We start from the raw sequence: 20,210 nt of genomic DNA on the forward strand, positions 1-20,210 counted from the left end.
GCTCATGACTGGGGACACCACCCCCACGCTTGTAATAACAATGTGAAATCTGTGGTATTCACAACACCATCACCCGAGACATCTGCATGGCACGGGCTCGGGCATGGAGTTGGCTGGTTTGCTCCATGCCCGGCGAACCACGTGCCCTCACTTTCGAGACAATGCCGCCCGGTGGTCACGACAGAAACGTGAGCAAGGCAACACACGCCCTCAAGTACCTCGCGGGAAAGGCAATCAGCCGCTGATGATTCCATTACAGACTCAGGGCCAACGGCCTGTCCATAGACCGGATTCACACCATCGCCAGGTTTCAGAAATGTCCCTCCGATGAAGCTCAACATGACTGAACAACTGAATAACAATTTTTGTGATAGTGCTTTCATTGCAATTCCCTTCACAGTCGCTTCATGCAACTGATCTGAGAACAGCGTACGGGCCTGTTCCACCACTTTTAAAAAACACCATCCAAAAAAGAGAGTTTGTACTTCTGTCACTCTGCTTGAACAAAGCAGTTGCCCGCGCTATCGCACGAACTGAACAAAACCCCATCGCCTTGGGCGGTGCATGTCTATCACACCAGTGGGAACCCACACCCAGTTATGTTCAGGTGTGTCCGGAATTCGCTGATACGCACCATCCACAATTTGGTGCTGCCATTGCACTCGTGAAAAATTAACACGCCAGATTTCATCAACATGCGGCGCTACCGCGGCTCGTTTCCCGCCGGTTAGACTTGACCAGGGAATAGCCAGCTCGACCTTCCATGCCTGATCTTCATCGCTTGGATCATTCACGGTCCCTTCAACCGAGACTGCGGTTTTGAGACCGATGATATCCCAGTCAATATTAAAAGTACCACCTTCAACATATGGCTTGGTCAGCATCAGATCGAAGGGCGTATTCAGTGCATTGACTTCGTACTCAAAATAGTCAGTCGCATCTGACTCAGGATCAATAAACACCTCAAAATCATTATCGTTATAAATAATCGAATCACGGGCGGTCAGCGAGCCCCATACATGCGGCTCTTCGAGTCGAGCTGCAATATAAAAGTAGGTGTCATCCCAAGCCATTTTGACGCGTGTCTTGAACGTAGGCTCTGGTTTCTGATCACCCTCGATATCAACAAATAGACTTGTCCATGGTACCGACGACCAACTTGTCTCATTGAGAAGACCGTCAATGACTGGAGGCGATTCAATAAAAATAGCCTGATACGTGGGCGGCCTCTTGGCCAATAGTGACATGCCATCAGTGGTTGGCAATTGCTCAGTTGTCCGAGATTGGGTCCTGCCTGTCGGCGACTCTGAAACACATCCACCTGGCAGTCCCGATAAGCCCGCGAGCAGTAAGCAACATTGCCATTTATGCAGCCTTTGACATTGTTTATTCATAGGATTCCCGCCTTCGACCCCTTTGTTTCTGACGCTGTCCTATCATGGAGTAATGACGCTTCCTCTCTCTGTGCTTCAAACCTCTTCCAACACCGCCAATGCGCCGCGCGGGGCACTCCGACCAAATCACCTGATCGATGCCCATGGGCGGATGATTCAAGATTTAAGGCTCAGCGTAACCGATCGCTGCAATTTTCGTTGCACCTACTGCATGGAACCAGACACCCGTTTCATGCCCAAGCGAAATTTACTGAACCTTCAGGAATACCTACGTTTGGCACGCGTCGTTCGTGGCCTGGGCATTACAAAAATACGGCTCACTGGAGGCGAACCCACTCTTTATCCAGATCTCGATCAGCTCATTGATGGCCTTGGAAAACTCGCGCTTGATGACCTCGCAATGACAACCAATGGTTGGCAGCTTGAGCAAGATCGCGCATTGCGGTGGAAGCAATCAGGCCTCACGCGCCTGACATTTAGCCTCGACACGCTGCGCGAAGAACGGATGTCTGCGATCACACGCTCTGTCACAAGCGTTGCTCAGGTCGTTTCATCAATTGAAACAGCTCACCGAGCCAAGCTTACGCCACTTAAAGTCAACGCCGTCATTATGCGAGGCGTCAACGATGATGAGATTACTGAGTTTGCGCATTTTGCTTCCGAGATGAATATCGCCATGCGGCTTATTGAATTTATGCCGTTAGATGCGGGGCGAAGCTGGGACCGAAAGCAGGTTGTTCCCATGAGTGAAATGCTAGAGCGTCTACAAGAAGTTCATGAACTGGTGCCCCATACAAACGATACGCCTCACTCAACATCGACCAATTTCAGTTTTGCCAATGGCCGCCCCGGAAGCATTGGCATCATTGCACCCGTATCGCGCCCGTTCTGTGGCGCCTGCAATCGTCTTCGTATTACGGCTGATGGAAAAATGCGCCCCTGCCTCTTTAGTCTGGAGGAATGGGATTTATCACCACTCCTAAGACAAGGTGCGACCGACGATGCGTTAGCGAGTTATATGGCTGATGGGGTATGGCAAAAGCAGAAGGGCCATGGAATTGACTCAGAGCAATTCGAACAACCCGCTCGCACCATGTCGTCAATAGGCGGGTAAAGCGTTGGCTATTGATTCATCTCATTCCAGGCCGTTTCAACAATGGCATCGAGATTCTCGTACACCGGCTTCCATCCAAATGTTTTTCTAATGAGCGTGGGATCGTTGTAGAGCATGTCAGGATCTCCCGGTCGCCGCTGTTCAGTTACTGCCGGAATCGGATGCCCGGTGACACGACGACATGAATCAATCACCTCCATCACCGAATGCCCTTGCCCAATACCCACATTAAACTTCTGCATCGAACCGGGCTGCAAATGGTCCATGGCAAGCAGATGTGCTGAGATCAAATCCTCAACATGCACATAATCACGAATACAGGTTCCGTCTGGCGTCGCATAATCTGTCCCGAAGATCTTGATTTGCTCTCTCTTTCCAGCTGCGACTTCTAGACAAATTGGAATGAGGTGTGTTTCCGGCACATGGTGTTCTCCAATTCGCCCCTGTGGATCACAGCCAGCAACATTAAAATAACGCAGTGCGGTGCAACTAAACTCAGAGTTGGCTTTAGCGCATTGCTCAAGCGCTTGCTCAAACCACAACTTAGACCATCCATAGGGTGAAATTGGCGACTGCGGACAAGTCTCAACAAGCGGCATCTGCTGCGGTGATGGCAGACCATAGGTCGCGCAGGTGCTTGAAAACACTATTTTATTAACACCCACATCCATCATTGCACGGAGTAGCGACAATGAATTACCTGTATTGTTTTCGTAGTAACGCAATGGCTCTCTGACTGACTCATCAACGGATGCAAAGGCGGCAAAATGCATCACAAGTTCGACTTGAGTCGAACTCATCACATCACGCATTTTTTCATAATCACCACAGCGACATTTGATAAAGGTGAAATCGCCCTGTTCTTTAAGTGTGTCAATCGTTGCCTGCCAACCATTGGAAAGGTCGTCAACCACGGTGACCGTGTGACCGAGTTCTAAAAGTCGAAGTGTTGCATGCGAGCCAATGTAACCCGCCCCGCCTGTGACCATAATATGCATCAATAAGAACTCCCAAAAACCCTCTTGATTTGCACTTAATAAAAGAGCGAACAAAGCACAATTTATCAATCTATCATACTGCCTCAGACAACCCGCAATACACTCAACTTCGATCAAAGGAGACCCGATTCCACCTCCTCAGTGTCGAATACCAAAGTCATTCAAGCCGATAGACTGTAGATGCCGACTGACTCTTATCGGCGTCACTATGGAGCATAAAAAAACCAATACCGATGCACTTATCTCGACCGGCGTCCGCAGCGTCATCGGTGGTTTTCTGATGGGCTTAGCGAATCTGGTTCCAGGAATTTCAGGCGGAACAATGCTACTAGCCTCGGGTGTCTATCCACAATTTATTTCCGCCGTTTCTGACATAACAACCTTCAAATGGCGAATTCGTCCCATCGTCATTATTGCCTGTATTGGCCTGAGTGCGGTTATTGCAATTGGCTTACTTGCTGGTGTTGTCACCGGACTCATTATTACACATCAGTGGATCATGTACAGCATCTTCATTGGACTCACACTTGGTGGCGTGCCAATCATATTTCGTCTTCTACGACCGATGACCCACACAGCAATACTTGCTGCGGTGTTTGGGTGTGGATGCATGGTTGTTTTGGCGATTGCTGAAAGTTTCGGCGCAGCGAGCGCCAGTGAAAATCTCTCCAGCCATACTGCATTGCTATTCGCTGGTGGCGTTGTTGCTGGAGCAGCAATGGTTTTGCCCGGCGTTTCGGGTAGTTATCTGCTCCTGATCATGGGGCAGTATCTTCTTATTTTCGAAGCGGTTAATAGTGCGAAACTTGGCCTGAAGAGCTCGGACTCACAAACCATTATGGAAGCAATGAAGATTCTTGTACCTGCAGTTGTTGGTGCCATTGTTGGAATTGTGGTCGTCAGTAATGTGATCAAACGGTTACTTGAAAGAGCGCCCCAACTTACACTGGGAGCACTCATGGGCTTGCTGATTGGTGCAGTAGCAGGCTTGTGGCCCTTTCAAGCAAGAATCGAGCCCGCAATTGGTGGCAAGACGCGTTGGGGAAAAGTGATCCTAAATGAGCAGCAACTTGCTGAGCTCAAACCGAAAAACTGGGCATCCGAGTTTTTCGCGCCCTCACCAGGGTTGATCATTGGTGCTTTATGCCTGATTTGCTTGGGATTCGCGATTTCAATGGCAATTGGATGGGCAGGAACAGTCCTAGACCAAAAGGCCAAAATAGAAACAACAAAACCCAACCCATAGTCGAATGACTCAAATAGTGATCCCTCGCAAACTGGCCATGGGGCTTGGTACGATACGTGGCCAACGGCAGCGTTGCGGAGGGAGCCACACGGATGAGACATGTCATCATTGGAACACCAGCAACCTGTCAACAACTTGATGCTCAGCTGGCCTTATTGACTGACCCACCTGAAACGGTCGGCTGGATTTATATTGAGAGCAATTCCGAAGTCGCTGAAGAACGTCGGTGCCTCGGTACGCTGGAGGATCTTGAGGCACTTCTATCTAAGTGGCAGCTTGATCAAGTACTCGTTGCCCTGCCAGCGGCCATGACTGATTTGATTATCAATATACGAACGAGATTACGTCGTCTCGGTATCGCTGATCGGTTCATGCCAACCCTCGATGATCAACTCACTGGACGAGGGCCGCGCACCAATCTTGAAATTGACACTGGAGCACTGCTGGGACGTCGTCTCCATGCGATAGACGATGCGTCAATATCACGCTCTTTTCGAAATCGACGAGTCTTAGTCACTGGCGCAGGAGGCTCCATTGGTAGCGAGCTTTCAAGGATGCTTGCCCAATGCAAGCCCAGTCAACTGGTGCTTATTGACCGTGCTGAAAACGCCCTTTTTGAAATAGATCGACAGATTGCCCAATTGGCACCGGACCTAAGTCGATGTGCGGTCCTCCATGATGTCGTTGATGCAGCCGCTACGGAGGATTACTTTCGAAAATTTCAGCCACAGATTATCTTCCACGCGGCCGCACATAAACATGTGCCAATGATGGAAGACCATCCTGGAGCTGCTATTGACAATAATCTGTTTGGCACAAAAGCAGTAGCTGATGCATCAGCAGCTGTTGGCGCTGAGCGATTTGTGCTGATTAGTTCAGACAAGGCTGTGAATCCAAGTTCGATGATGGGTGCCACCAAGAGACTCGCCGAACTATATGTGCAGTGGATGAGTGGCCTGAGCGACACAAACTTTTCCATGGTCCGCTTTGGGAATGTCCTTGGCTCTGCTGGCAGTGTGCTCGATATATGGAAACGGCAGATTGCAAATGGCCGCGCTCTCACAGTCACACATCCTGAAATGACTCGTTACTTCATGACCATTCCTGAAGCAACCTCTCTGGTGCTACAGGCTGCAACGCTGGAGACAGAACCTGGCGGAGCTGTCTTTCTGCTGGATATGGGAGCGCCAATCTCAATTCTTGAGCTCGCACGCAGCTTTGCACAGCAGTATGGCCTGATGCCGATCGAACGGGGCCGCGCTGGCGAAGAAGACAAACCGGTGGAGGTTGGTGAGATAGAAATTATCTTCACTGGCCCACGCCCTGGGGAAAAGCTTCATGAGAAGCTTGCCTTTGATGCGGAGGCAATGGTTCCAACCCAACACCCCAGTATCAATCTGTGGCGCCTCTCAGACCCCCAGGAGGGCCAAATCAATCGAGCCCTGACTCAGCTTGCGAAGGATGCCCGGCCACGGGATCCGCTGGTACTTGGCGGGCTGATTCGCGATCTTGTGCCTGAGATGGTGAAACCCATGGCAATATAAACCACTGCTAAATAATAGGTTAGGATCTTTTCTGAAAGATATTGGTGCCACTGTATTGCATAGAGGGCCAGAGCAAGTCAAGATACTGCCCTTGATTAGCTGATACTGGTAGAGAGCAGCGATCGACAAATCTAAAAGCCCCTGTGGGCAATGGTTGACCAGAGGCAATAATTGTGAGCAAACAACTCTCCCAATGGCTAAACATGGATGGCGTAAGTGAAGTGCGCCAGCAAACCAACCAGTTGCTTTTTCGGCTTCGCGACTCTCGTCAAATGAGCGATACCTGGCATGAGCAAACCGGCACGAACAACCCGATGCGGATGGTAACCGGGCGTTCAGCGATGGATCATGCTGTGTCTTCCACAGAAATGATGCTTCGTGATATCGATGCGATGCTTGCATCAATGTCCGAAGAACTCGATCTTCCCCAGAACAATGCCGAAGATCAAAATGGACATGCTCCAGTCAAACAGCTCCGTCCGACCTCCAGTCTTTCGCACTAAAATAACTCAACTGTTCTAACGATAGCACTCAATAAACTGGCTTGGCGGTTCGGATTATCATAATGGCCTCGCGAAAAAAACAACCTCAAACACAACCCAATGAAGACTGGACCGTGGACTGGATGATCTACATAGGCTTGCTTGCAGTTGGTCTATTTGGAATCGCTATTCTGGGCACACTGGCGGGGCCTCAGGGGTGGCGGTCGATTCTGATCGGTTACATTTTGGCCATGATCTGCCTGATTAATTTCTGTACCTACAAAGCACATCGAGGGCATCCTCTAGAGCGGTGGCAAATCGCCCTCAGCCGAATTCCACTCACCTTTGCTGGATATGGCCCCATCCGCGGAAAGCCGCTCACTGAGGCACAGGGTGATGATCGGGCGGGGCTGGCATTGTGGATGAGCATTGCCTTTAGTGTGGTCTTTCTGGCGCTCATCTCTTGGTGGCTGCTCCAGCCCGTCTAGAGTGCCATGCCCTAAGAGATTTCATTGTGTGAACCGACCACAAGCTGTGCCTTGTGCCTGTACACTCATCACCCATGAAGCTGAAATTACAATTCACACGTCTCTCTGACCTTGCGATTATTCCCCAATATCAGAGTGATCATGCTGCAGGCCTTGATCTCCATGCAGCCATTGAAAAACCCATCGCTATTGAAGCTGGAAAGATCACTCTCGTACCTTGCGGCTTTGCAATGGCTGTGCCCGTGGGATACGAAGCACAAGTGAGGCCCAGAAGTGGACTGGCCACAAAGTTTGGCCTCTCCATGCCCAATGCACCAGGAACCATCGACGCAGATTATCGCGGTGAGGTAAAAATTCCACTCATCAATCTCGGTGCTGAAACGTTTACGGTCGAGCCAGAGATGCGAATCGCACAAATGGTCATCGCACCAGTTGCTCACTGTGAGATCATGGAAGTCGAAGCGCTCAGCACCACAACCCGTGGCGATGGTGGGTTCGGAAGTACTGGCACCACCTAGCCTACTATTTCGTTGACACCAACAAGGCTTTTAGATCGGTAAGACCAAGCTCTTCTCAAAACGATATCAGCTTGCCGATCCCATTCCTGCGACCCGGCGCCAGCCACTAATCTGTCCGAGATGAAAGGTCACATGCCCTACCATCATGAAGGTGGCCACTGCACCCATATTTGGCATGCTGTCTTCCATAAACGTTCCTGCTGCCGATTTCTCAAACACCGAATCATCTAGATTTTCAACAAACTTCGCCGCAGTCTCTAACCGGTCCATGAAGAAAGAAATACCGTCGTCTTTTGGGTGGTATCCACCATGAAGATGAAGGCAATCAGATCCATGCTTATAAAGTTCGGCATCGGACTCACCTAACTCGATATCACTTCCAAGCATCTGCATGCCCACGCCTACATAGTACGCACAGTGCCCAAGTACGAATGCAGGATGATTGATCGTAGAACCACAGCTATCATTAAATCGATCTGCTTCTACGTCATCCACAAGCATCTTTGTCAGTTTCATCGTAAAACGAATGGCCCCTGCAAGGGAAATTCCAGAGTGTTTACATGTGGTCGTCATTTGCAAGCTCCTGATTTGAGGTTAGATCGCGTAGTGTAGCTTTCTCAGCCTGTACGTGAGGGTTTTATTTCCGGTGTGCTCTCAAAATATTTAGCTTGCTTCATTCATTTTCACCCTGACAGCCATTTCGAAAAAAGACATGCAACATTGATCCGTCTCGCATTACCAAGACCCACTACAACAGTGATCCAAGATCACTCAGTCCCAGTTCTTCACGCATAAAAAATGGTTCGGCAGACGTCACACCGATTCGGCTTCCTAGATAACGATTGCCATCCGCCACCCAGTTGACAATCGCTCTATTCTTTTCCGGCTTAATAAACTGACTCTCATAAGCTTCAATTGACTGGCGTTTGGCCGCCTCAAATCCTGTGATATCAAGTAAGAATGTGGGCTGAGGAATGATTTTCAGATGTGTGCAGTAGTAGTAAACAAGCCTGCGTGCATAAATCGGCTCACCAGGCAAATCCACTTTCGTGAGCTTTGCATCAAAACGTGCGTCTTCAACAATACGTGTTGTGGCAAGATGATCTGGATGCGCATCTTCGAAGTAAGGCACAAATATAATCTCAGCGCAGTGCTCACGAATCACCCCAGCCACCCGATGACGAGCCTCAAGCGAATGCTCAATACAACGATTGGTCAGTCCTATTTGGTGCCGTTTCACACCGAGCACTTTTGCCGCCGCCGCCGCTTCCTTCTTTCGTGTCTCTGGATCTCCAAACGGTGTTGGCTCGCCATTAGACATATCTACAAGAAGAACATCGTGACCTGCGCTTGCCAACGCTGCAATTGTTCCACCCATTCCTAACTCTTGATCATCGGGATGTGGCCCGACCACGAGAATCTGCATAACGTTCAGTTGCCTCCCATATTTGGCAAAGTAGACGGAGATTGATTTTGTTGGGGTCCAGTTTTGATAACTTCAGAAGACTGCGGTTCATTAAGCTGATTATCTTTAAGGACATCACTTGCAATAAGGCTTACGTAGCGCCGTAGTTGCTCAGCCTCATCTGCTTGCCCACGACTCTCTCGATACGTAATTTCTGGCATATATCGACCAAGCTCAGCAAGATCACTGCGGCGATGATAAAGCCAAATTCCATCATTTGGAGGAAACACGAGTCGATTCATAACGCCTGTGGCGCCGTCACTTCGATCAGCCAATAACCCCCCTAGACGTAATTGCAAACGAGCTGCGAGCTCAGCAACGGCAAGTTCATTTGTAATATTTTGATTCTGCTTTGCTACTTCTTCATAACGCCCCTCGATTGCGGCCGCAACTGTCAAGACGAGTCGGGAAGATAGATCTCCAAAGTACACCCCACATTGCTCTTGATTAAGAGACCAGCCCGCCCAATGTTCAAGGTGTCGCTCGTTTTTACTGCCCTTCTCAACAGCTTCAACCAACACAACTCCTGACATCAATGACATGGTTTTTACAAGCTGCCTCATTGCAAACGCAGCCGAACCGCCGTTGCCTTGCATTGCCCATTCATTAACCCACTTACGTCTCTGCACCTCAATCGTCTTAGCAAGGGCCGCCGCCTGTCCACCCGAAAGACGATCATACGCGGGGTCACCCCGAACCAACGCCTTTTCACCGGGCACATGAACGAACAAGCTCATTTCATGGCCAAGCTGCGATATGCTTTTGATCGCTTCTTCTCGCTCACGCGACTTGAGTAAAGAGACTACCAAACGGCGCATCGTACCAGCCAATTTTGCATGAGCACTAGGATCGATCTGGATCATCCTTGCATACCAAGCATCGAGGGATCTTAAGCTCTTGAGATCATCAAGGTATTCAGCGAGTGTTGTCACCAGCGTAATCACCGCTGGATTTGATCGATCTATTGGGCGTGCGAGAATTGCGGGCAGTTTTGTAATGACCTCTCGTTCAACGCGTTTATATTGCATATCAATTTGACGCTCCGTGCGCACCAGATCACCCCGCAATGCGCCTTGGGGCAGGGCTTTTACATTGAGTGGCAATAAAGAACGATAATCAAACATGATGCCCAAGACGTCTAATGCGAAGGTCATTTTTTGCATAGACAGTTCGATGCCGCCGCCAGCCTGTCGTTCTTTTTCGAGTGTGCGAAGAATATCTACCATGTCCGACGGTTGCACTCGCATTGATCGGTGATTGTGCATCGCAGTAATGTAAGCAAGCAAGTCTTCTAGATGCTCGAGCTCACGAAGCACCGCCTGGGCCTCTTTCCGAGATTCGGCTTCGGAAAAACCAATCAATGCGGCTTCCCATCGCTGACGATAAAGTTGTTTTTGCTGCCGAGGCAACCATGCTGCCTCATCAAGAGCTTTCCCTAACTGCAGTGCTTCAAATAACGATAATTGAAGCACGCGTGCTTTAATTCTTAGAGATGGAATTGTTTGAGCAGAACTCAGAAGCTCGAGTGCTTTCGTCAAAGCGGCACGAGTTTCTTCATTGATGTTGGCATCTCGCAGCGCGTCACGAACCGTCTCTGTATTGACTCCCTCACGAAGTTCAGCGCCATAAGTGCCATTCATCTCATCTTGAGAAATCCAATGTGACAGCAACTGCTGACCTTCATAGTGACTAATGACTTCTGCCAATGGTGACAGGTGGGTGACCAGCCATTGATCGAGCTCTTGCGATGTGACCTCTGTACTGAGGCTAACCTGATTACTCTGATTCTCTACAAAACGAAGCAGGGCCTTCGCAATGCGTGACTGGGTTGCGATTCCTGAGGGAGAACCATCAGTGGTTGTTCTGAATCCATCCAGAGCGCCATCAATAAGATCACGCGACTTTGCCAGTTGGGCACCATTGATGATGGCATAAGATCCTTTGGCGCCCACTCTTTCGCCAGTCGCCAATAGGCTTCCAGCCATTGCCCGATGTGCAATAGCTACGTCAATGAGGAGGCGCTGCCGATTATTTGCTTCAATCCGTTGCGCACTGAGATCATCAATTTCACCATCAAGCTCAAGCACTAGATCACTGACCCATGATGGACCGCTCAGATTCGGAATTTGGATAGGCTCAGGAATATCCAACGTCTGGCCATGGGCTGGCATGGCAAAGGCAGTGATCAACAACCCCAGTTGCGCGAGCATTTTCATCATAGATCTACCTCATCTGGATATTTGATCCACATGAGGCACAGGCCCTCCGGAGGAAGAGTTGGCCCAGCCATCGCTCGATCACAAGCATTCAGTATGGCAGGCACTGCTTCGACGGCACGTTGACCACGTCCAACTTGCGTTAATGTTCCCGCAATAATACGCACCATGTTGTAGAGAAAACCACTGCCCGTCACTTTAATAACACATCGATGAGGACCGGTTTGCTCGCATACACAAGAATAGACCTCTCTCGTGGTTCCCTTTCGACCGTGATTGACACGCGTGAAACTTGCGAAATCAAATTCACCAACGAGATGCTGAGCTGCATCATTCATCAGATCCACATTCAGATCAAAGGGCAACCAAGTATGCATATGCCGGTCAAAAAGTGGGCGGTCATGCTTCATGGGCGAGCCAAACGAGATCGAGTAGTCATATCCTTTCGAAAGCGCATCACTAATTGGATTAAAGCTCTCTCCAGTCAGTTTCAGATCATGAACTTGCATATCCCCAGGCAATCGGCCATTGATAGCAATGCGTAAACGATCGAGTGGCAAGTTCAATGTACTGCGAAACACTGCCACCTGACCCACAGAATGAACACCAGCATCAGTTCGAGATGCCCCCAACACTGTGACCGGCTCTCTTACAACACGACGAACCGTGTCTTCGAGAACGCCTTGGCATGTGCGCATTGGCTCTGCATCTGGTGGGGTTTGCTTTTGCCAACCATGAAAGTCCGTGCCGTCGTATGAGACTGTCATTTTATAATGCGGCATTGTTCAATTGCAGCCGGCGGTCACTCGTAGAGGGCCGCAGTGCTTGAGTCGCAAAACCATTCACTGCGCGCTCAGTGGCCAAACAAATTGACTTCCGGAAACATGCCCTTCTCTGAAAAATACTCGAGAGCCTCATCAACTGAAGAGAATATTTTTGTGGCTGTTTCGGTGATAAAGGGCGAGGGGCTCTTCTTAGGTTTCCAGACCACATAAACCTCTTTTGTATGTTCCCAGGCGTGGTGAAGCTCACGCTCAACGCCACTGGATAAACCAGGTCCACCTCCTGGCAATTCAGGGATCAAAGAGACAATCATGTCGGATTGATCAATCAGTTTAAAGTCTCGCATGTAGATCTGACCATCAATATCTCCTGCGATATCCAACACTTGCTGAACGGATACCCGTATTGCATCGCCATCTGATCTTCCCCCAAATTCATGCGGGGTAACGTCGAGCCACTCTTCGTTGGCCTGACGGGCTTCAATCGCACGGTCTAAAAGAAGTTTTTCGTCGACATCGGCTGGATCAAAGCAAATGAAGTGCTCAGCAAGCCGCCGTCTAAATTCTTCAATTTCGGCAAGTACATCTGGCATGCCAACCACATGTGTCATGGGAAAGCTTGGATAAACACGTTTAAGATTTGGGCGCGTAATAAGCCGAACACAGGTTTCAACAGTTTCTTGATGCCTGCCACGGCTGAGAATATAAAACTCATTGTGACAGCCAAGCGCTTGGGCGAGCAACTCTGTGGCGAGAATTTCTTCTTCACGCCAAACCATACAGTCCTTGAGCGTCGCATCAATATCGTGTTCTTGATGCAAACGATGATGAACCACCTCAATGTTGTCCATCAAGCAAATAAGCATATTTGGTTCGGCCTGCTTCATTTGATCGAAGTCATAGGCACTAAACAGACCATGCCGCCAACGAAAAGTTGCATGTGTATTGATGAGCACATTTGGATGCGCCTCAGCAGGCCGCGTCTCAGAGATGATGTCTTTAAATGCTGCTCGGCGCAGCGTCTGCAAACGGCTGAGTGGAAGGTCAAGAATACGACCCTTGCGAACATCTGGCGACTCTTGGTACATCATGTCGCCCACATTGAACATCTCAATGGCCGTACCCCGCTCACCAGCGATCTGCTCTACCGCTTCAAGGTAGCGCTTCTTATCCATTCCGATTTGGCCAGTCATCACCACGCGCATTTGGATACTCCATCAGGTGCTAAATGCTGGACTGTTGAATCATCAACACTCCAGCAGCGAACACGTCATTATAGGGCTTCACTGAGGCTACGCCTGAACGATGGCTTGAGAAATTATTGTTTCGCTTGGCTCCGCCTGGTCGCCAGCTCAGCCACACACGATGGGTCGTAGGTGCTCCCTCGCTTAAGCCAAGCGATTGGGGCACGAGGGGCTCGATTATCAGATTTACGCGAACGCATCCAGAGCCCAAAAAGGAACACCGCAACAAGAACAACCAAGACCACCACTGCTATTTTGATCAAAAGATCGACGAAGTTCTTGGTATCTGGCATACCAGCGCCGATGAGATAACCCAACCCTAACTGAAATGGAAGGGTGACCGCAACGCAGACTGCCTCGGCGACTAAGAACTTCCAGAATTTCATTCGAAAGGCGCCAACGACGGTAATCATCGTTGTCCGGCTCGCTGGAATAAATCGACTGACCACCACAACCCAGACACCATAGTGATCAAACTTGTACTTCATCTCCAGCATTCGTCGCGGATGGACCAGCCGTTTTATCAACCGCCTTCTTAGTAGTTTCATTCCAAAAGTACGGCAGATCCCAAACCACGTAACATCCGCTAGTACAACCCCCAGATAGGTCAGTGGAACCATGGGGAACCATCCAAACTGACCCTGGCCAATCAACATTCCCGCAGGAATAATGATGATGTCCTCACCAAGTGGAATACCAACCCCGGAGAGGTAAAGCAGAAAGAACACCAACCAGGGGCCATACTCCCCGATATTGTTCGAAATTGTGAGCGATAGATCATCAAACATAATTACGGATTGCCGCTAGCAACATAGTGTAGGGTGTTTGCCGTGAGGTGATTGTGGTTTGATCTGGAGAAAAGTTTGCAGATGGTTATCCATTGTTCCAAAAACATTAAAACCACAATCACAAATGTGCTTAGTGCATCAGATTCGCTCAAAGGAACTCTCAACGCTGAAACAGCATCCCAAGCGATCTCCCAAGGTGTGAAGCGTGTTTACCCAGATTGCCATGTTGATGTTTGCCCACTGGCCGATGGCGGAGAGGGCAGTTTGGCCGCCGTCTACAAGAGTATTGGCGGTGTTTTCCGCCAAGCTCAGGTCTGCGATCCTCTCGGCAGAACATGCCAAGCACGTTGGCTCCATGTACCCGAACAAAGCCTTGGACTGATTGAAATGGCGGAGGCTTCAGGGCTCTTGCGGGTGGCGCCTCAAGACCGGCGCCCCTTATTGGGGACCACTTACGGCACGGGACAGTTACTTAACGAAGCGATCCAGGCTGGCTGCCAAAATATCACTCTTTTTCTTGGTGGCAGCGCCACCATCGATGGGGGCATCGGCATGGCCCAAGCGATTGGCGCCAAACTCTTCGATGCAGATAACAAACCACTTGTAGCGCCCCTTCCCCCAAAGTCATATTTATCGATCAGCAGCATTGATACAAGTCATATTCCACGAGCGTATCAATCACTACGAATTGCATGTGATGTCACCAACCCTCTTGTTGGAATCAATGGCGCCGCAGAAACCTATGCCGCACAAAAAGGTGCGACACCGTCACAAGTAAAACACCTCCAGAAAGTGCTCCTGCATGTAGCGTCACTCTGCCCAAATACCAATCCTCAAATAATGGGAGGCGGCGCCGCCGGTGGCGCTGGCTTTGGTATGCATGCCCTGCTCGGAGGAACAATGGTCTCAGGCATAGACACGATTCTAGAAATTGTAAATTTTAATGAACGTTGTAAACGTGCGTCGCTCGTCATCACAGGTGAAGGACAACTCGACGCCCAGACACAATTTGGAAAAGCTTGCGGTGGTGTTGCTATGGCAGCTGCCGCACTGAGTGTGCCGACTATTGCTGTCGTTGGCCGCACCGCCAAAGGATTTGAGTCCATGCTTGCGGAACAAGACGGCCCACTGGCTGACTACATCAACCTCTCTACGTACGTAGGATCAGAAATGGCCCGTACGGAAACCGCTCAGTCCATTACACAGGCTGTTGAACAATGGCTAAAAACCAGCCAATGAGACACGTCGTGTGAGTGCTTTTCACAACACCACTCGTTCACCACCGAGAATTTGGTCTGGGAGCGTCGCTAAGGAAAGCTCTTCGGCATCCATGGCTGTCAACGGGCTCACCTCGATGACCGCATCGACCTCACGAACACCATTGACATCTTTGTATGGAATCTCGACACCATTGATTGTCAGCCAGCCCGCTGCACGACTGGTCTGTAAATGATAACTCGTGACCGCAGAGTCATTACCCTTACGATTTTTGATAGGTGCGAATTCTTCTTGTCGACGCGTTTCCATAATGGCTGGGCGAGTTGCAAAATGCAGTGCATCGAAAACAAAGGTTTCAAATTTCACGGCGTTTGGCTCGCTTGGCTCAACCACTTTTCCTGTTGTAAGATCGACGACATTCACCTTTTTGTGAGCGCGATGCCACGGCAATTGCACCGTAGCATCTTGCGCCGAATGTTCCTGGCCTAACCGCTCGATAAAAGGAACACCCAGAAGGTGTACTGCAATGGATCCCGCGTGGAACTTAATCTGACCTTGCTCATCTTGTGCCTTGGCAAGCTCTGGAGGAAGATCGGAATACTCGATCACGCGCGTTTTACCTTCTCCAACACAGAAGACACCAACAGGCTCTTCAGGGTGACTCTTCCGCACCATTTTGCTCGACATTTCACCAGATGAATCATCCGCCGTCGCATGAACACCAATAAACACTGGATCCAAAACTCTCACAAGCGGATTGTCTACTTGGAAATAGCTGATGTGTTGAATGCCCCGGGCTTGCATATCCTCGATCGCACCGCTCGAACATAAAGCTCTGAGGCTGCCGCCATGTCCATCGGGATTCATGGCCACGCGCCCCTTCTCTGCCAACAGGAGCTTGCCTGTTGTTGCATCGACCGACGGGATCTCCCCCTGTGGGAACATATAGATTTCGCTTCTAACAAGACCAAAGCAATTGTTATCAAGAAAGAACGCTCTGGTGGACGCATCATTTTGCTGGCTGGTCATGATGTACCAGGGAATTCGGCAGTTAAAACGGCGCTGCGATGCCAGAATCTGCTCTGCAAAAGATTGAAAAAGTGACTTCCCGGTGACTGGCGTTGCTGGGAATGTACCCTTTGGACCACTCCAACCCAGGCGTGTTCCTTGGCCGCCAGCGACCGTAAACGCGGCCACTTGCCCCGCGCTCAAAAGTGCCTCACCAGCACGGCGGAATTGGCCAGCATCCTCAGCTGTTTCAAAGAAATGACTTGGAGGAGGCTCTAGATGCAGCGGTGCACTGTCATCAGAATGGGGCTCTCGTACTTCTTTTCTGATCAGTCTGTCAAGAAGTCCAAAGTCGATGGTTTCGATCTGAGAAAGCAGCGAAGACTGCGCATCTTCATCTAACTCACCATAGAAGGTCAGTAGATGCTCCTGCTTATGCTGGGCTAGCAGTGACTGAACTCTTTCGAGTTGCTCCGACATAGACATCGCACTTTTCTTGCATACAAAAAGATCAGTATGAGATCGGGGCCTGAATCATAGCAAGAGCAGGCGATATGCACAGGGACAAAAGAAAGCGAAGCTCACTCATCACTATCAGGCAATGCTGGCTCGGACCACCCTTCACGACTATGTCGGACAATCTTGCCTGTTTCAAGGTAAATCACTTGCTCACAGATATTCGTCGAGTGATCCGCAATACGCTCAAGAGACCCAACCACACTCAATAATCGGAAAGCCATGTCAACCAAAATACCTCCAGAGGCAACCTGCTTCTGAGCATCAAGGGTGATCTCACGTTTAAAACGATCGACAGCATCATCAAACTGAAGCACACGAGTGGCGAGCTCGATATCAAGACTAGAGAGCGAGTCATTTGCATCCCTGAGCATACCAATCACACTATTGGCCATCACGCGGAAGGTCTGTGGTAGTTGATCATGGTGACCATCACCATCAAGAACAACCTCCGCGACATTCACCGCACAATCTGCGATTCGCTCGAGCTCGTTGTTAATCTTGACAATTGTGAGGACGCTACGGATGGAATATGGCTCGGTCTCTCCCATCGCCAAAAGGTTGATGGACCCTCGTTCGATCTCAACATCAACCCGATCGATCGACTCATCACCTTTGATCACATCCGCCGCTTCAACGCGGTCACCATCAAAGTAGCTCTCCACTGCTCTAAGCGTGAGCTCCATGCAGCGAGCACCTTGACGGCCTAGATCATGCCTAAGACGTTGGAGGTGTTGATTAAACGATGTCATGCCTGCACCTGTCGGATGCTTAGAATTGGAGACCAAGGATAAAACCCTTGTGGCGCGAGTATAGCCAGCCAGCCGCCCCACGACCATTATTCGATCCCTGGTTTGCCAGTTGTCCTATGAGTAAATACGCCATAGGCTGGAGAGATGGTTGAATTAGGCGTCAATGTTGATCATATCGCCACCGTTCGGCAAGCTCGACGCCAGATTGAGCCCGACCCGGTCCAGGCAGCTCTTGAAGCCCAGCGAGCTGGCGCTGAGGGGATTACTTGTCACCTCCGGGAGGACCGGCGCCACATTAATGACCAAGATGTGCGTCGCCTGGCCGAGGCCATTGATGTAAAGCTGAACTTTGAAATGGCCGCCACATCTGAAATGGTGGCCATTGCTCACGAAATCCGGCCTCAGATGACCATGCTGGTTCCAGAGAGTCGGCAAGAGCTTACAACTGAAGGTGGGCTAGACGTTTATGGCCTGCAAAGCCAGCTACTGCCCATCATTCAATCCCTGACAGGCGAAGGCATCATGGTCAGCGCTTTTGTGGATGCTCAGCAAGAGCAAATTGAAGCGGCTGCAAAAGTTGGCTTTTCGGTCTGTGAAATCCACACTGGCGGTTATGCCGAGGTTTTTCTGACTGAGCCAAGTGCTCATCGTACTGATGCACTGGCTCAAGTAATTGAAGAAATTCAGCAGGCTGGCAAGTGGATTCAAGAGGCAGGCATGCGGTTCAACGCAGGCCATGGCCTCACCCATGCCAACGTAGCCCCTATTGCTGCAATGCCTGGCCTCGCTGAACTTCATATTGGGCATAGCATTGTGAGCCGAAGTCTCTTTGTCGGGATGTTTGAATCTGTGGCCGAAATGAAACGTGAGATTGATAAGGCTGTGAACCAATAATTGGTCTCTGCGGCTCAGAAGTGTCATAATAAACCTGAGCCGCATACGAGCAGGAAGGGACTCCGCTCATGATAGATTTTTCTGGTGCCTATACCGCATTGATCACGCCGTTTTCCAGACGCGGTGACATGCTAGATCTTCCGCGATTGACTGAACAAATCAATCGGCAGGCCAGCTATGGTATGACTGGCGTTGTTCCATGCGGAACAACTGGAGAAACACCAACACTGACTAATGCGGAGTACCGGATCGTTGTTCGGCATGCCATTAAAACAGCTCGAAACCTCCAACTGACTGTCATACCTGGCGCTGGTTCAAACTCAACACACCATGCCATTCAACTCCATCAGTTTTGTCATGATGTTGGCGCTCACGCCAGTCTCCAAGTAACGCCCTATTACAATCGACCTTCACAAGAAGGCATCTACCGTCACTTCATGGCGATTGCAGACAGCTGTGACCTGCCGGTTGTTCTCTACAACATTCCAGGAAGATGTGGACGCCTCATCGAATTGAACACCATCAAACGCCTTGCAAGCCACCCGAATATTGCTGCCATCAAAGATGCCACTGGTGACGCCAACCAAGCCAAGGAAATCTTAACTGACACCGATTTAGTACTTCTAAGTGGGGATGATCCACTCACCCTGCCGTTGATGGCCCTTGGTGGCGGTGGTGTCATCTCAGTACTCTCCAACATCTTACCGATGAGAGTCATGAGCTTAGTTGCAGCTTGTCGGGAGGCACGATGGGAAGAAGCCGTGAGTTTGCACCGACGCTTACTCACACTTGCAAGCACACTTCTAGAATGTGACGTGAACCCTGTGCCAATCAAAACTGCAATGGCGCTTCTCGACTGGGACAGCGGAACCGTGCGTCTACCTTTATGTGCTTCGACCTCCGAGGTTGTGAATCAAGTTCGAGAACAACTCAAAGCTTGCGGATTGACCATTGCTGCCACGCACCGCTCACTGGAACAAACTGCATGACCAACCTTGCCCCTGCACACGCGATGCCTTATCAGATCGCCGTTCTTTGTTATCTCTATGATCCTGCAAAACGACTTCTGCTTTTGCGACGGAGCAAGATGCCCAACAAAGATTTCTTTTCTCCAATTGGCGGAAAGCTCGAGATCACCACTGGCGAAAGTCCTCACCAATGTGCTGTTCGTGAGATCGACGAAGAAACTGGCGTGTCACTTCGACCTAACGATGTAGAACTCAGAGGCATTATTTCGGAAGAAAGTTACGAAAACACCAACCACTGGTTGATTTTTTTATACGAGGTCAAACGTGAAATTAAGCCTGATGAAATCAAAAACTATGAGATGGATGAAGGCACGCTAGAGTGGGTCGACTACGACCAAGTCGCTCAATCAGATATTCCAGAAACCGACCGGCGTATACTCTGGCCGCTCATCCAAGAACACAAAGGTGGCTTTTTTATGGCGCACGTTCGATGTGATGGCCCAGAGCTTGAGTGGGAAGTAACAGAGTCTTATAGACATAGACCTCCCCAAAGCAATCACAAATAGAATGATCTC

General features: G+C 49.9%; 21 protein-coding genes. 10 read left to right on the plus strand and 11 right to left on the minus strand.

What is annotated here, in order from left to right:
- Positions 1-2: 2 nt before the first annotated feature.
- Both P8J86_00955 and P8J86_00960 read right to left on the minus strand, forming a co-directional pair.
- Entirely contained in the window at positions 3-449 is a 447-nt protein-coding gene (locus P8J86_00955; GenBank protein ID MDG2053254.1) for a hypothetical protein, read from the minus strand.
- 72 nt (positions 450-521) lie between these two features.
- Positions 522-1,394, minus strand: coding sequence for a carbohydrate-binding family 9-like protein (locus P8J86_00960; protein MDG2053255.1), 873 nt, complete (start codon positions 1,392-1,394; stop codon positions 522-524).
- Positions 1,395-1,446: 52 nt separating this feature from the next.
- Here P8J86_00960 and moaA point away from each other — a divergent pair, with 52 nt between their 5' ends.
- Positions 1,447-2,508: a GTP 3',8-cyclase MoaA gene (moaA, locus tag P8J86_00965; protein MDG2053256.1), complete on the plus strand. Its 1,062-nt coding sequence runs from the start codon at positions 1,447-1,449 to the stop codon at positions 2,506-2,508.
- Positions 2,509-2,516: 8 nt separating this feature from the next.
- On the opposite strand, the gene galE is transcribed toward moaA, so the two are convergent.
- On the minus strand, positions 2,517-3,506 hold the full coding sequence (gene galE, locus P8J86_00970) for a UDP-glucose 4-epimerase GalE (GenBank protein MDG2053257.1): 990 nt from the start codon (positions 3,504-3,506) through the stop codon (positions 2,517-2,519).
- A gap of 208 nt (positions 3,507-3,714) precedes the next feature.
- On the opposite strand from galE, the gene P8J86_00975 reads away from it, so the two are divergent.
- The 5 genes from P8J86_00975 to dut all read left to right on the plus strand — a co-directional run bounded on the left by P8J86_00975 (position 3,715) and on the right by dut (position 7,784).
- Positions 3,715-4,752 (plus strand): DUF368 domain-containing protein, encoded by a 1,038-nt coding sequence (locus P8J86_00975; protein MDG2053258.1) that lies wholly within the window; start codon positions 3,715-3,717, stop codon positions 4,750-4,752.
- 92 nt (positions 4,753-4,844) lie between these two features.
- Entirely contained in the window at positions 4,845-6,296 is a 1,452-nt protein-coding gene (locus P8J86_00980; protein MDG2053259.1) for a polysaccharide biosynthesis protein, read from the plus strand.
- Positions 6,297-6,469: 173 nt separating this feature from the next.
- On the plus strand, positions 6,470-6,799 hold the full coding sequence (locus tag P8J86_00985; GenBank protein MDG2053260.1) for a hypothetical protein: 330 nt from the start codon (positions 6,470-6,472) through the stop codon (positions 6,797-6,799).
- A 62-nt stretch (positions 6,800-6,861) separates the two neighbouring features.
- The gene (locus P8J86_00990) at positions 6,862-7,266 is read left to right on the plus strand and encodes a hypothetical protein (GenBank protein ID MDG2053261.1); all 405 of its coding nucleotides are present in this window, start codon (positions 6,862-6,864) and stop codon (positions 7,264-7,266) included.
- A gap of 74 nt (positions 7,267-7,340) precedes the next feature.
- Positions 7,341-7,784, plus strand: a complete 444-nt coding sequence (gene dut / locus P8J86_00995) for a dUTP diphosphatase (protein ID MDG2053262.1) — start codon at positions 7,341-7,343, stop codon at positions 7,782-7,784.
- Between the two features lie 66 nt (positions 7,785-7,850).
- Here the strand turns inward: dut and P8J86_01000 are convergent, their stop codons facing one another.
- The 6 genes from P8J86_01000 to P8J86_01025 form a co-directional block, all read right to left on the minus strand.
- Positions 7,851-8,357, minus strand: coding sequence for a hypothetical protein (locus tag P8J86_01000; protein ID MDG2053263.1), 507 nt, complete (start codon positions 8,355-8,357; stop codon positions 7,851-7,853).
- A 175-nt stretch (positions 8,358-8,532) separates the two neighbouring features.
- The gene (locus tag P8J86_01005; GenBank protein MDG2053264.1) at positions 8,533-9,210 is read right to left on the minus strand and encodes a PIG-L family deacetylase; all 678 of its coding nucleotides are present in this window, start codon (positions 9,208-9,210) and stop codon (positions 8,533-8,535) included.
- Positions 9,211-9,215: 5 nt separating this feature from the next.
- Entirely contained in the window at positions 9,216-11,468 is a 2,253-nt protein-coding gene (locus P8J86_01010) for a hypothetical protein (GenBank protein MDG2053265.1), read from the minus strand.
- Positions 11,465-12,247, minus strand: coding sequence for a tRNA pseudouridine(38-40) synthase TruA (gene truA, locus P8J86_01015; GenBank protein ID MDG2053266.1), 783 nt, complete (start codon positions 12,245-12,247; stop codon positions 11,465-11,467). Before truA ends, P8J86_01010 begins: the two co-directional genes overlap by 4 nt.
- Before the next feature lie 71 nt (positions 12,248-12,318).
- Positions 12,319-13,452: an AAA family ATPase gene (locus P8J86_01020; GenBank protein ID MDG2053267.1), complete on the minus strand. Its 1,134-nt coding sequence runs from the start codon at positions 13,450-13,452 to the stop codon at positions 12,319-12,321.
- A gap of 113 nt (positions 13,453-13,565) precedes the next feature.
- Positions 13,566-14,279: a DedA family protein gene (locus P8J86_01025; GenBank protein MDG2053268.1), complete on the minus strand. Its 714-nt coding sequence runs from the start codon at positions 14,277-14,279 to the stop codon at positions 13,566-13,568.
- Between the two features lie 81 nt (positions 14,280-14,360).
- Here P8J86_01025 and P8J86_01030 point away from each other — a divergent pair, with 81 nt between their 5' ends.
- A complete protein-coding gene (locus P8J86_01030; protein ID MDG2053269.1) occupies positions 14,361-15,518 on the plus strand; it encodes a glycerate kinase in 1,158 nt (385 codons plus the stop codon).
- Positions 15,519-15,539: 21 nt separating this feature from the next.
- Here the strand turns inward: P8J86_01030 and P8J86_01035 are convergent, their stop codons facing one another.
- Positions 15,540-16,985, minus strand: a complete 1,446-nt coding sequence (locus P8J86_01035; protein ID MDG2053270.1) for a UDPGP type 1 family protein — start codon at positions 16,983-16,985, stop codon at positions 15,540-15,542.
- A gap of 101 nt (positions 16,986-17,086) precedes the next feature.
- Positions 17,087-17,773 (minus strand): phosphate signaling complex protein PhoU, encoded by a 687-nt coding sequence (gene phoU / locus P8J86_01040; GenBank protein MDG2053271.1) that lies wholly within the window; start codon positions 17,771-17,773, stop codon positions 17,087-17,089.
- A gap of 144 nt (positions 17,774-17,917) precedes the next feature.
- Here phoU and P8J86_01045 point away from each other — a divergent pair, with 144 nt between their 5' ends.
- The 3 genes from P8J86_01045 to P8J86_01055 all read left to right on the plus strand — a co-directional run bounded on the left by P8J86_01045 (position 17,918) and on the right by P8J86_01055 (position 20,201).
- Positions 17,918-18,667: a pyridoxine 5'-phosphate synthase gene (locus P8J86_01045; GenBank protein MDG2053272.1), complete on the plus strand. Its 750-nt coding sequence runs from the start codon at positions 17,918-17,920 to the stop codon at positions 18,665-18,667.
- A 68-nt stretch (positions 18,668-18,735) separates the two neighbouring features.
- Positions 18,736-19,656 (plus strand): 4-hydroxy-tetrahydrodipicolinate synthase, encoded by a 921-nt coding sequence (dapA, locus tag P8J86_01050; GenBank protein MDG2053273.1) that lies wholly within the window; start codon positions 18,736-18,738, stop codon positions 19,654-19,656.
- Positions 19,653-20,201, plus strand: coding sequence for an NUDIX domain-containing protein (locus tag P8J86_01055; GenBank protein ID MDG2053274.1), 549 nt, complete (start codon positions 19,653-19,655; stop codon positions 20,199-20,201). Before dapA ends, P8J86_01055 begins: the two co-directional genes overlap by 4 nt.
- Positions 20,202-20,210: the final 9 nt, after the last annotated feature.

The organism is Phycisphaerales bacterium (assembly GCA_029268515.1).
GTDB lineage: Bacteria > Planctomycetota > Phycisphaerae > Phycisphaerales > SM1A02 > JAQWNP01.